The organism is Tsukamurella sp. DT100 (genome assembly GCF_049844855.1).
In the GTDB taxonomy this organism is placed as follows: domain Bacteria; phylum Actinomycetota; class Actinomycetes; order Mycobacteriales; family Mycobacteriaceae; genus Tsukamurella.
The window spans coordinates 51,573-64,179 of the sequence record NZ_JBNCLV010000010.1; the positions used below are offsets into that span (position 1 = coordinate 51,573).

General features: G+C 72.2%; 12 protein-coding genes. 9 read left to right on the top strand and 3 right to left on the bottom strand.

Going from position 1 to position 12,607, the window contains the following annotated elements; all coding sequences use genetic code 11:
- Positions 1–43 precede the first annotated feature (43 nt).
- The gene (locus ACLQ3K_RS21455; RefSeq protein ID WP_068522523.1) at positions 44–433 is read right to left on the bottom strand and encodes a DUF5319 domain-containing protein; all 390 of its coding nucleotides are present in this window, start codon (positions 431–433) and stop codon (positions 44–46) included.
- An 84-nt stretch (positions 434–517) separates the two neighbouring features.
- On the opposite strand from ACLQ3K_RS21455, the gene guaB reads away from it, so the two are divergent.
- The 7 genes from guaB (at position 518) to ACLQ3K_RS21490 (ending at position 8,784) form a co-directional block, all read left to right on the top strand.
- Positions 518–2,056, top strand: coding sequence for an IMP dehydrogenase (gene guaB / locus ACLQ3K_RS21460; RefSeq protein ID WP_304941293.1), 1,539 nt, complete (start codon positions 518–520; stop codon positions 2,054–2,056).
- Positions 2,057–2,115: 59 nt separating this feature from the next.
- Positions 2,116–3,294, top strand: coding sequence for a GuaB3 family IMP dehydrogenase-related protein (locus tag ACLQ3K_RS21465; RefSeq protein ID WP_224650249.1), 1,179 nt, complete (start codon positions 2,116–2,118; stop codon positions 3,292–3,294).
- Positions 3,295–3,406: 112 nt separating this feature from the next.
- Positions 3,407–5,176, top strand: coding sequence for a GMC family oxidoreductase N-terminal domain-containing protein (locus ACLQ3K_RS21470; protein ID WP_224650247.1), 1,770 nt, complete (start codon positions 3,407–3,409; stop codon positions 5,174–5,176).
- Between the two features lie 26 nt (positions 5,177–5,202).
- Entirely contained in the window at positions 5,203–5,859 is a 657-nt protein-coding gene (locus tag ACLQ3K_RS21475; protein ID WP_426001481.1) for a DNA alkylation repair protein, read from the top strand.
- A gap of 74 nt (positions 5,860–5,933) precedes the next feature.
- A complete protein-coding gene (locus ACLQ3K_RS21480) occupies positions 5,934–6,314 on the top strand; it encodes a hypothetical protein (RefSeq protein ID WP_426001482.1) in 381 nt (126 codons plus the stop codon).
- A gap of 51 nt (positions 6,315–6,365) precedes the next feature.
- Complete coding sequence (guaA, locus tag ACLQ3K_RS21485) at positions 6,366–7,937, top strand: glutamine-hydrolyzing GMP synthase (protein WP_224650241.1); 1,572 nt, start codon at positions 6,366–6,368, stop codon at positions 7,935–7,937.
- Between the two features lie 40 nt (positions 7,938–7,977).
- Complete coding sequence (locus tag ACLQ3K_RS21490) at positions 7,978–8,784, top strand: SDR family oxidoreductase (protein WP_426001483.1); 807 nt, start codon at positions 7,978–7,980, stop codon at positions 8,782–8,784.
- On the opposite strand, the gene ACLQ3K_RS21495 is transcribed toward ACLQ3K_RS21490, so the two are convergent.
- Both ACLQ3K_RS21495 and ACLQ3K_RS21500 read right to left on the bottom strand, forming a co-directional pair.
- Complete coding sequence (locus tag ACLQ3K_RS21495) at positions 8,717–8,965, bottom strand: hypothetical protein (RefSeq protein WP_224650237.1); 249 nt, start codon at positions 8,963–8,965, stop codon at positions 8,717–8,719. The genes ACLQ3K_RS21490 and ACLQ3K_RS21495 overlap by 68 nt on opposite strands.
- Positions 8,955–10,334, bottom strand: coding sequence for a PspC domain-containing protein (locus ACLQ3K_RS21500; protein WP_426001484.1), 1,380 nt, complete (start codon positions 10,332–10,334; stop codon positions 8,955–8,957). Before ACLQ3K_RS21500 ends, ACLQ3K_RS21495 begins: the two co-directional genes overlap by 11 nt.
- A 142-nt stretch (positions 10,335–10,476) precedes the next feature.
- Here ACLQ3K_RS21500 and ACLQ3K_RS21505 point away from each other — a divergent pair, with 142 nt between their 5' ends.
- On the top strand, positions 10,477–11,934 hold the full coding sequence (locus ACLQ3K_RS21505) for a PspC domain-containing protein (protein ID WP_426001485.1): 1,458 nt from the start codon (positions 10,477–10,479) through the stop codon (positions 11,932–11,934).
- Positions 11,931–12,602, top strand: a complete 672-nt coding sequence (locus tag ACLQ3K_RS21510) for a LuxR C-terminal-related transcriptional regulator (RefSeq protein ID WP_224650231.1) — start codon at positions 11,931–11,933, stop codon at positions 12,600–12,602. The genes ACLQ3K_RS21505 and ACLQ3K_RS21510 overlap by 4 nt, the downstream gene beginning before the upstream one ends.
- Positions 12,603–12,607 lie beyond the last annotated feature (5 nt).

The window sequence follows — 12,607 nt, forward strand, 5'->3', positions numbered from 1 at the left end:
GCGGTGGGGGCCTTCGCCGTGTCCGGGTGCGACTAGCGCCGGATCACTCCTCGTTCGCGAGGTTCATCGCCGCATCGGCGTAGCCGCGGCAGTAGTCCCACGTGACGTAGGCGTCGGGCGCCGGATCGTAGGCGGGCTCGTGCGGGCGGACGGTGCCGTCGACGAGCAGCTGCAGCAGGTTCGCGCGCAGCATGTCCCAGTCGTGGTAGTGATCTTCCTGACAGTCGTCGCAGCAGATCACCAGGCCGCGGACGCCGCGGTGCGCGAGCAGCGCCTCGTAGACGGAGAGGTCCGCGAGGTCCTCCTCGACGGCGAGTCGTTCGGCGGGATCGAGGGGCTGACCAGGGTCGAGCGAGTCCAGCGCGGCCGTCGGGTCGCTCGGGTCGTCGGCGAACGGGTCCGGCGGGAGGCCGGGAGGAAGATTGTTGCGCACGCCCCCACGGTACGCAGGAATGACCGGGGAAGGCCAGTCACACGCGCGTGACGAGCACAGGAATCCGCCGCGTACCATGGATACATGACGCGCTCCGCCTCTCCCGCGCCCGCACCCGGCAACGTTTTCATCGGGGGCGACGACCCCGCGAAGGTGGCGATGCTCGGCCTCACCTTCGACGACGTCCTCCTCGTTCCCGCCGCCTCCGACGTGATCCCGTCGGGGGTCGACATCTCCACCAAGCTCACCCGCGAGATCACGCTCAAGGTGCCGCTGATCAGCTCCGCGATGGACACCGTCACGGAGGCCCGCATGGCCATCGCGATGGCCCGCAACGGCGGCATGGGCGTGCTCCACCGCAACCTCTCCATCGAGGCGCAGGCGCAGCAGGTCGAGACGGTCAAGCGCTCCGAGGCCGGCATGGTCACCGATCCCGTGACCTGCAGCCCGTCGAACACGCTGCGCGAGGTCGACGAGATGTGCGCCCGGTTCCGCATCTCCGGCCTGCCCGTCACGGACGAGAAGGGCACGCTGGTCGGCATCATCACCAATCGCGACATGCGCTTCGAGGTCGACTTCGACCGCCCCGTCGCCGAGGTGATGACGAAGACGCCGCTGATCACCGCGCAGGAGGGCGTCACCGCCGAGGCCGCGCTGGGCCTGCTGCGCCGGCACAAGATCGAGAAGCTGCCCATCGTCGACGGCAGCGGCAAGCTGACCGGCCTGATCACGGTCAAGGACTTCGTCAAGACCGAGCAGCACCCGAACGCGACCAAGGACTCCGACGGCCGCCTGCTGGTCGGCGCCGCGGTCGGCGCCGGCGACGAGGCGTGGGAGCGCGCGATGGCGCTGCGCGACGCCGGCGTCGACGTGCTGGTGGTCGATTCGGCGCACGGCCACTCGAGCGGCGTGCTCAACATGATCGAGAAGCTCAAGCTCGAGCTGGGCGACGATGTGCAGCTCATCGGCGGCAACGTCGCCACCCGCGGCGGCGCGGCGGCGCTGGTCGCGGCCGGCGTCGACGGTGTCAAGGTGGGCGTGGGCCCCGGCTCGATCTGCACCACCCGCGTGGTCGCCGGCGTCGGCGCCCCGCAGATCACGGCCATCCTCGAGGCGACCGCGGCGTGCGCGCCGGCCGGCGTCCCGGTCATTGCCGACGGCGGCCTGCAGTTCTCGGGCGACGTGGCGAAGGCCCTCGCGGCCGGTGCCTCGACGGCGATGCTCGGCTCGCTGCTCGCGGGCACCGCGGAGTCGCCGGGCGAACTGATCCTCGTCGGCGGGAAGCAGTTCAAGAGCTACCGCGGCATGGGCAGCCTCGGCGCCATGCAGGGCCGCGGCCAGGCCAAGTCCTACTCCAAGGACCGCTACTTCCAGGACGACGTGCTCTCCGAGGACAAGCTGGTCCCCGAGGGCATCGAGGGGCGCGTGCCCTTCCGCGGCCCGCTCGGCTCGGTGATCCACCAGCTCACCGGCGGCCTCCGCGCGGCCATGGGCTACACCGGCAGCCAGACCATCGAGGACCTCAACCGCGCCCAGTTCGTGCAGATCACCGCGGCGGGTCTGAAAGAATCGCACCCGCACGACATCACGATGACGGTCGAGGCGCCGAACTACACGCGCTAGAACCCTGCTGAACAGGCACATTCGGAGCGGTCGCTCCGGAACCGGAAGGACTGAGCGCGTTGCGCGACATGGTTGAGATCGGCATGGGCCGCACGGCCCGGCGCACCTACGAGCTGCAGGACGTGAACATCGTCCCCTCGCGGCGCACCCGTTCCTCGAAGGAGGTGTCCACCGCCTGGCAGCTCGACGCGTACCGCTTCGACACCCCGATCCTCTCGCACCCGACGGACGCGATCGGCTCGCCGGAGTTCGCGATCGAGCTCGGCAAGCTGGGCGGCCTGGGCGTGCTCAACGCGGAGGGCCTGTTCTCCCGGCACCGCGACGCGGAGGCCCAGCTGGAGCAGGTCGTCGAGCTCGCCGCGTCCGACATCACCGGCATCGCGGCGATCCGCCGCCTGCAGGAGCTGCACGCCGCGCCGCTCGATCCCGAGCTGCTGGCCGCGGCCGTCGGCCGGGTCCGGGACGCCGGGGTGACGGTGGCGGTCCGCGTCTCTCCGCAGCGCGCCCGCGAGCTGACGCCGGTGCTGGTCAAGGCGGGCATCGACCTGCTGGTCATCCACGGCACGATCATCTCCGCCGAGCACGTCTCCAACGAGGAGTCGGCGGGGGAGCCGCTCAACCTGAAGACCTTCATCGGCGACCTCGACGTCCCCGTCGTCGCGGGCGGCGTGAGCGATCACCGCACCGCGCTGCACCTGATGCGCACGGGCGCCGCCGGCGTCATCGTGGGCTACGGCTCGGCCGAAGGCGCCACCACCACCCGTGAGGTGCTCGGCATCGGCGTCCCGATGGCGACCGCGATCGCGGATGCCGCTGCGGCCCGCCGGGACTACCTCGACGAGACCGGCGGCCGATACGTGCACGTGATCGCCGACGGCGACATCTACAGCTCCGGCGACGTCGCCCGCGCGATCGCGTGCGGCGCCGACGCCACGATGCTGGGCGCGCCGCTGGCGATCGCCGCCGAGGCGCCGGGCAAGGGCTGGTACTGGCCGTCGGTGGCCGCACACCCGTCGATGCCGCGCGGCGCGGTCGCGCCCGCGCAGCTCGGTGGCCTGGACGCGGGGGAGGGTGCCGCCGCCGGCACCGCCCCGTCGCTCTCGACCATCCTCACCGGCCCGTCGACGGAGCCGAACGGCCAGTTGAACCTGGTCGGCGGCCTGCGCCGGTCGATGGCCAAGGCCGGCTACAGCGAGCTCAAGGAGTTCCAGAAGGTGGGGCTCAACGTCGCGTACTGAGCGCGAAGCCCTGTTATTGAGTGGGGTTTAGTAGTACCGTTACCCGTCAGTAGGGCCGTTTCAGCCGCGGCCCGGTGACACATGTCCGCCACGGACGGGTGAGGGGTTCCAGATGGCCAAGGCAGTCGGGCAGAAGTCGGGCGACCACTTCGACGTGCTCGTGATCGGGTCCGGGTTCGGCGGCAGCGTCACGGCGCTGCGCCTGACGGAGAAGGGCTACCGCGTCGGCGTGCTCGAGGCCGGGCAGCGCTTCGAGGACGAGGACTTCGCCGAGAGCACCTGGAACCTCAAGAAGTTCGTCTGGGCGCCGAAGATGGGCCTCTACGGCATCCAGCGGATCCACCTGCTCAACGACGCCGTGGTCCTCGCCGGCGCCGGCGTGGGCGGCGGCTCGCTGAACTACGCGAACACGCTCTACAAGCCGCCCGCGCCGTTCTTCAACGACCCGCAGTGGAAGCACATCACCGACTGGGACGACGAGCTCAGCCCGTTCTACGACCAGGCCCGCCGCATGCTGGGCGTGGTGAAGAACCCGCACGAGACCCCGTCGGACCGCGTGATCAAGCAGATCGCGGAGGAGATGGGCGTCGCGGACACGTTCACCGAGACCCCGGTGGGCGTGTACTTCAACCAGCCGGGCCGCACCGACGCCGACCCGTTCTTCGGCGGCGCGGGCCCCGCCCGCACGGGCTGCACCGAGTGCGGCCAGTGCATGTCGGGCTGCCGCGTGGGCGCCAAGAACACGCTGATGAAGAACTACATCCACCTCGCGGAGGCGGGCGGCGCCCGCTTCATCCCGATGACGACGGTGACCGCGCTGCGCGAGGGCCGCAAGGGCGTCTGGGAGGTGTCGACGGTGCGCACGGGTGCCGTCGCGCGCAAGAACCGGACCGTCTACACGGCCGACAACGTGGTCTTCGCCGCCGGCACCTGGGGCACGCAGACCCTGCTGCACTCGCTCAAGGACACCGGCGCGCTGCCGCAGCTCTCCGACCGGCTCGGCGTGCTCACCCGCACCAACTCCGAGTCGATCCTGGGGTCGGCGCGCACGGTCGCCGACCCGTCGCAGGACCTCTCGCAGGGCGTCGCGATCACCAGTTCCTTCTACCCGACGCCCGACACCCACATCGAGCCCGTCCGCTACGGCCCCGGCCGCAACGCCATGGGCCTGTTGCAGACCCTGCTCGTCGACGGCGGTGAGAAGCGCACCCGCCTCGGCGGCTTCCTCAAGGGCCTCGCCAAAAAGCCCACGGACCTCAAACTGCTGCTCACGCAGAAGGACTGGGGTCAGCGCGTGCTGATCCTGCTGGTGATGCAGAGCCTCGACAACTCGATCACCACGTACACCAAGAAGATCCCCGGCTCGAAGAAGCGGCGCATGGTCTCCAAGCAGGGCCACGGCGCGCCGAACCCGACCTGGATCCCCGCGGGCAACGAGGCCGCGCGGATCGGCGCGGAGAAACTGAACGGCGTGGCCGGCGGTACCTGGGGCGACATCTTCAACGTCCCGATGACCGCCCACTTCCTCGGTGGCGCAGCGATTTCGGAGACGCCCGAGACCGGCGTCATCGACCCGTACCACCGCATCCACAACTACCCGTCGCTGTTCGTGGTCGACGGTGCCGCCATCTCCGCGAACCTCGGCGTCAACCCGTCGCTGTCGATCGCGGCCCAGGCCGAGCGCGCCGCGTCGCTGTGGCCGAACAAGGGGGAGCAGGACCCGCGTCCTGCGCAGGGCGCCGGCTACCAGCGCATCGCGCCGACCGCGCCGAAGGCGCCCGCCGTGCCCGCGGGCGCGCCCGGCCAGCTGCTGCTGCCGCTGCCGAAGGTGCGTCCGGCACAGGAGGCGCCGGCGCAGCAGGACGCGGACTCCCAGGCCTGATGGTCCGCGCCGCTACCCTCGGTGTCATGACGCGAGTCGACGAGATCGTGGCCGAGCTGGCGGCGCTGGAGGACCCGAAGGCGCGGGCCGTCAACGAGCGGCACGGCGACCCGCACGGGGTGAACCTGACGAAGCTGCGGGCGCTGGCGAAGTCCCTCGGCACCGACCGCGAGCTGGCGGGCGAGCTGTGGGACTCGGGCGACGTGGCCGCGCAGCTGGTGGCCCTGCTCATCGCGATGCCGAAGCAGTTCACCGCGGACGAGCTGGACGCGATGCTGCGCACCGCGCGCAGCGACAAGGCGCACGACTGGCTGCTGAACTACCTGGTGAAGAAGTCGGCGCACGCCTCCGCTCTGCGGGAGCGGTGGTGGGGCGACGCCGACCCGCGGGTCCGCGCGGCCGGCTGGGCGCTCACGACGCATGCGGTGACCACCGCCGACCTCGACCGGGACGCGCTGCTCGACACCATCGCCCGCGAGATGCGCGACGCGGAGCCGAAGCTGCAGTGGGCCATGAACGAGACCCTGGCGACCATCGGCATCGAGGACGAGTCCCGCCGTGCCCGCGCCGTCGCCATCGGCGAGGACCTGCAGGTGCTCGCGGACTACCCGGTGTCGAAGGGCTGCACCTCGCCCTTCGCGCCGGCCTGGATCGCCGAGATCGTCCGCCGCCGCGAGGCCTAGACCGGGCGTTATCAGGGGCGGAACCCGGAGAAACCCTGATGACCGCGGCGGTCCCGGCGCCGTAGCGTGACCGCATGTCCGCAGGATTCCCCCTCGTCACCGTCCTCATCCGGCCCGACGACGAGCCGCGCGTCACCGCGTCGATCGCCGACCGGCTGGGCGCGGGTTCGGCCCTGTTCGAGTTCGCGAGCTCCCCGGAGGACCCCTCGCTGCTGCGGCAGTGGGCGATCGAGCACCCCGGGACCCCGTCCGCCGATCGACGGTGCCGGGTGCTCTGGGCCCGGTTCGACGAGGCCGACGTCCACCGGGTCGCCGAGGCGGCGATCGACGTCCTGTCCCCGCACGCGCGGGGAGAGAACGAGGCGATCCTCGCCGGCCGCCGGGTCCGCGTCACGCCCGACGAGTTCCCCCGGTACGCCCACGTGCCGCTCTGGGAGCTCGTGGACGTGCCGTGATGTCCCGCCCGCTGTCGGAACGCGGCCCCGCCCGCGACTAGACTGAGCCGGGTGACGGACTCCTCACCCAACCCGGTTCTGGTCGTCGACTTCGGCGCGCAGTACGCGCAGCTGATCGCGCGCCGCGTCCGCGAGGCGCGGATCTACTCGGAGGTGGTGCCGCACACCATCACCGCCGAGGAGGTGCGCGCCAAGAACCCCGCCGCCATCGTGCTGTCGGGCGGCCCCGCGTCGGTCTACGCGGAGGACGCGCCCAACCTCGATCCCGCGGTCTTCGACCTCGGCGTCCCGGTCTTCGGCATCTGCTACGGCTTCCAGATGATGGCCCGGGCCCTCGGCGGCACCGTCGCCAACACGGGCGGGCGCGAGTTCGGGCGCACCACCCTCACCCCCCAGGGCGACGGTGTCCTCCACGTGGGGCTCCCGGCCGAGCAGCCGGTGTGGATGAGCCACAACGACGCCGTGCAGGTCGCGCCCGAGGGCTTCGCGACGGTGGCGTCGACCCCCGGCGCCCCGGTCGCGGCGTTCGAGAACGTCGGCAAGCAGATGGCCGGCGTCCAGTACCACCCCGAGGTCCTGCACAGCCCGCACGGCCAGGAGGTGCTCACGCGCTTCCTGTACGAGATCGCCGGGCTGAAGCCCACCTGGACCGCGGCGAACATCGCCGAGCAGCTCATCGAGGACGTCCGCGCCCAGGTCGGTGACGGTCTGGCGCTGTGCGCGCTGTCCGGCGGCGTGGACTCCGCCGTCGCGGCCGCTCTGGTGCAGAAGGCCATCGGAGACCGTCTGACCTGTGTCTTCGTCGATCATGGGCTGCTGCGGCAGGGCGAGCGCGAGCAGGTGCAGCAGGACTTCGTGGAGGCGACGGGCGCGCGCCTGATCACCGTCGACGCTGAGGACACCTTCCTCGGGCACCTCAAGGGCGTCTCCGATCCCGAGGAGAAGCGCAAGATCATCGGCCGCGAGTTCATCCGGTCGTTCGAGGACGTCGTCTCCGAGGCGCTGGGCGCGCGGGCGGCCGAGGGCCACACCATCGACTTCCTCGTCCAGGGCACGCTGTACCCGGACGTGGTGGAGTCGGGCGGCGGCGCGGGCACGGCGAACATCAAGAGCCACCACAACGTGGGCGGGCTGCCGGAGGACCTGGAGTTCACGCTCGTCGAGCCGCTGCGCCTGCTGTTCAAGGACGAGGTCCGCGCGGTCGGCCGCGAGTTGGGCCTGCCGGAGGAGATCGTCGGCCGGCAGCCCTTCCCCGGGCCGGGCCTGGCGATCCGCATCGTCGGCGAGGTCACCAAGGACCGGCTCGACCTGCTGCGCAAGGCGGACGCGATCGCGCGCGAGGAGCTCACCGCCGCGGGCCTCGACGGCACCATCTGGCAGTGCCCGGTCGTGCTGCTCGCCGACGTCCGCAGCGTGGGCGTGCAGGGCGACGGCCGAACCTACGGCCACCCGATCGTGCTGCGCCCGGTCAGCTCCGAGGACGCGATGACCGCGGACTGGACGCGGGTGCCCTACGAGACGCTCGAGATCATCTCGACCCGCATCACGAACGAGGTCGAAGAGGTCAACCGCGTGGTGCTCGACGTGACGAGCAAGCCGCCGGGGACCATCGAGTGGGAATAGCGGTCACGATCTGACCGGTGCCGCCGGTACCGTCGTTGCCATGACGATTCTGGTGACGGGTGCAACGGGCAACATCGGACGGAAAGTGGTCGACGAGCTGGTGGCGAGGGGTGTCACGGACATCCGGGCGCTGACCACCAACCCCGCGAAGGCGGCGCTGCCGAGCGGGGTGGAGGCCTTCAGCGGTTTCATCGGCAAGCCGGAGACGCTCGACGGCGCCTTCGAGGGCGTGACCGGGATGTACCTCGCGCCGTACGAGCCCACGGCGGCGGAGGTGCTGCGCCGGGCCAAGGACGCGGGCGTCCAGTACGTGGTCGCCACCTCCGGGAGTGCGCACTGGCAGGCGCTCACCGACACGATCCTGGCGAGCGGCATCGACGTGACCGTCCTGGGGCCGGGCGAATTCATGGAGAACTTCGCGGGCTGGGCGGGCCAGGTCGCCACCGGCGTGGTCCGCGAGCCCTACCCGGACGCGGGGAGCGCGCCGATCTCCATGGACGACATCGCTGCGGTCGCAGCCGCGCTCCTCGCGGCCGACGATCACGCCGCGCACGTCGGGAAGGTCTACGAGCTGACCGGGCCGAGCTTCCTCACCCGGGTCGAGATGGCCGCGCAGATCGGCGAGGGCATCGGCCGCGAGGTTGGCTTCGAGCAGATCAGCCGCGAGGCGGCCGAGGAGGCCCTGCGCCCCGAGATGGGCGACATGGCCGGCTGGTACCTGGACCTGCAAGACGCCTCCCGCCGGTACCGGCAGGAGGCGAACTCGCTGGTGGAGGAACTCAGTGGGCGTCCGGCGATGAGCCTGGCGCAGTGGGCGGAGCGGAATCGGAACCTCTTCGCGGCCTGATCAGGGTCACCCCCGCCACGACGACGGCGCCGATCGCGAGGATCCCGAGCAGGGTGCCGGCGTCGATGAGGCGGGGGCCGCCCACGATTCCCCAGGCGGCGATCGCGAGGGCCGCGATCCCGGCGACCAGGAGAGCGGGCGACGTGCCGCGCTCGCGGCCGGAGCTGTTGTCAGCGGACACGATTCACCTCCACATTGCCCACGTTGCCCTGGGCGTCGATGGTCAGGGTGGGGGCGCCGGGGGTCACGACGCTGTTCAGCGCCGTGGGGCAGTCGGAGTCCCCGACCGACACCTGGCACTGCACCTTGACGTTCATCGCGGCGGGGATCTGGATCTGCGTGTCGCCCACGCCCACTCGGGTGGTCACGGTGCGGTCGTGGTCGAGGGTGAGCTGCCGCAGGTCGAGCTGGAGTGAGCCCACCTGCAGGACGTACTGCTCCTGGAGGTCGGTGGGCGAGGGCACCACGAACTGCTTGTCGCCGCGCGGGGCGTCGGCGAAACCGCTCATCACGTTCTGCGCCATCGTGCCCACGATCACGAAGCCCGCCAGGGGGATCGCGACGGCGAGCAGGCCGTAGCCGCTGCGCCGGAAGGCGCCCGCGACGAGTCCGGTGCCCACCACGCCGAGCACGATGGCGGCGGCCACCACCGGCGAGATCGGCACGCCGAACACGAGGTTGACGGTGGCGATCGCCGCGGCCGTGAGCAGCGCGATGCCGAGCGTGACGGGCGTGATCCGGGTGCGGCGCTTGGGCTCCACCGGAATCGGGGCGTGCGCCGCCGCCGGCTCGGGCAGGTCCCACGCGAAGGGCGCGGCGCCCAGCGGATCCCAGCGCGGCGGATGGATCTCCTCGGTGACCTGCGTCTGCACGCGCGGGGCCTCGGGGGCCGGCGCCTTCCGCAGGTTCAGGGGCTCCGACGGTGCCGATGCCTGAGGGGCCTGCGAGGTCGCGTCCGCGGGGCTCGCCTCCGGGGCCTGCTCCGGAGCCGGTGCGTCGGCCCTCGGCGCCTCGGGGGCGGGTGCCGCGGTGGCGCGCGGATCAGTGGGCGTCCACACGGGCTGCCAGGGGAACTGGGCCGCGGGCGGCTGCCACGCCCCGACGGGGGCCGCCGGCGCGAGCCGCGTGGAGACGGCGGTGCCGGGCGGCGGCACGGGCAGGCGCTGGTGCAGCGCGTACCAGCCGGCCGCCAGCAGGGCGAGGCTGATGATCCCGGCGCCCGGCCAGGACGAGCTCATGCCGCTGCCGAAGCTGACCGCGATCACCGCGGCGATGATGAGGACGAAGGTCGGCGGGCCCGAGCGCTGCACGGGCGTGCCGTACGCGTACTCGGACTCCTTGGGGAGCACGAAGACGCCGACGATGTAGGCGACGAAACCGAGTCCGCCGAGCACCGTCGCCCCGATGAACGCCGCGCGGACCAGCGCGACGTCCACCTGGTAGCGGCGCGCGAAGCCCGTGCACACGCCGGCGATCGGCGCATTGCGGGCCCGGAGCGGCCTGGTCTCCCACATCTGCCGGAGCTGGCTGGAGAGGGTTGTCGTATCCATGCCTTCGATCCTGCGGGCCGCGGCTGTCCCGGTCCATCGGGATCTACCCTGAAATCGCGGCGCCGCACCTCGGGGTGAGGGTGATCTTTCAGGGGCTTCCCCGATACCCGAGGGCGACGATCCGTGCCACCATCGAGGGATCATGAGCAGACGAGCACAGCGCCGGTGGGCGCGGCACCAGGCTCGCCAGCAGGCGTGGCAGCAGGGCTGGCAGAACTGGCAGCAGGGGTGGCAGCAGGGCGCGAACCAGGCGCCGGCGGCCGACTTCCGCACGCCCGCACCGTCCGGCCCCGCACCGTCGGGCACCGTCCCGCTGGCCACCGTCCCGCCGGCCGTCGCGCGGCCCGCCGTCCTCCCGCCCCCGGCCCAGCCGGCCCCGGCACCGTCGTACCCCCGCCTGTACCGCCGCAACGGCGGCGCGGTGATCGGCGGCGTGTGCGGCGGCATCGCCGATCACCTCGGCGTCGACGCCACCAAGGTCCGCATCGCCTTCACCCTGCTCGCGCTGATGGGCGCGGGTGTGGTGATGTACGCGCTGCTGTGGTTCATGTGCCGGCCGGGCACCGACACCGAGCATCCCGACCCGGCCGAGCGCCGCCAGGGCCTCGCGCTGGCGGTCCTCGGCGTCGTCGGCGCCGCGACCCTCGCCTCCGTGGCGAGCAACACCAGCGCCGGCTTCGTGGTCCCCGTCCTGGTCATCGGGATCGGCGCGGCCCTCGTCTGGCGGGAGGCCGATTCCGCGTCGCGGACACCGGTGTCCACGCATGCGGGCGGCTCCCGTCTCATCACCGGGCTGCGGATGCTGGGCGGGGTCACGCTGGTGATCGTGGGCCTCGCCGTGGTCTTCCTGGGCCGGGTCGACGTGGCCGCGATCCCGACGGCGCTGGCCGCCGTCGTGCTCACGCTGGTCGGCGTCGCGTTGCTCACCGTGCCGATCTGGGTGCGCATGTGGCGCGATCTCGGCGCCGAGCGCGCCGCCCGGGTGCGCACCATCGAGCGTGAGGAGATCGCCTCGCACCTGCACGATTCCGTGCTGCAGACGCTCGCCCTCATCCAGAAGCAGTCCGCCGACGGCGCCGCCGTCAAGCTGCTCGCCCGCAGTCAGGAGCGCGAGCTCCGGGAGTGGCTGTTCGGCGGCACCGAGGCGCCGGCGCAGTCCCTGGCCGCGGCGCTCAAGGCCGCCGCGGCGGACGTCGAGGACGCGCACTCGGTCGCGGTCGACGTCATCACCGTGGGCGACGTCGAGGGCGCCGAGCTCGGCGTCGACGACCGGTTCACGGCCCTGCTCGGCGCCGCCAAGGAGGCGATGGTGAACGCCGCCAAGCACTCCGGCTGCGAGAGCATCGACACCTACGCGGAGGTCGACGAGGCGTCGGTGTCCGTCTTCGTGCGCGACCGCGGCGTCGGATTCGACCTCGACGGGGTACCGTCGGACCGGCAGGGCCTGGCCAAGTCGATCCGGTCCCGGATGGAGCGCCGCGGCGGCAGCGTCGCGGTCCGCACCGCTCCGGGCCGGGGCACCGAGGTGCGGCTGTCGATGGCGAGGCTCGCCGAGGGCGACGAGACGGTCGCGCCGGAGACAGCGGAGGAGAGTGCGTGAGCTACCGGGTGTTCCTGGTCGACGATCACGGCGTGTTCCGGTCCGGCGTGCGCGCCGAGCTGGCCCGTGAGGATTCCATCGAGGTGGTGGGCGAGGCCGGCACCGTCGGCGAGGCGGTGGCGGGGATCCTCTCCGCCGGCCCCGACGTGGTGCTGCTGGACGTGCACATGCCCGACGGCGGCGGCGTCGCCGTGCTGCGCGGCGTGACCGACGGCGCCCCGCGCGCGAAGCTGGAGAAGGCGCCGGTCTTCCTCGCGCTCAGCGTCTCCGACGCGGCGGAGGACGTGATCGCCACGATCCGCGCCGGCGCCCGCGGCTACGTCACCAAGACGATCTCGGGGGACGAGTTGGCGGATGCGGTGCGCCGCGTCGCCGAGGGCGACGCGGTCTTCTCGCCGCGGCTCGCCGGCTTCGTGCTCGACTCCTTCACCGGCCGCTCGCCCGTGCCGGAGCCCGCGCTCGACCCGGAGCTGGACTCGCTCACCCCGCGCGAGCTGGAGGTGCTGCGCCTGCTGGCGCGCGGCTACACCTACCGGGAGATCGCCGAGGACCTGTTCATCTCGGTCAAGACCGTCGAGACGCACGCCTCGAACGTGCTCCGCAAGACGCAGCAGAGCAACCGCAACGCCCTCACCCGCTGGGCGCACACCCGCCACCTCGCGGACTGACCGCG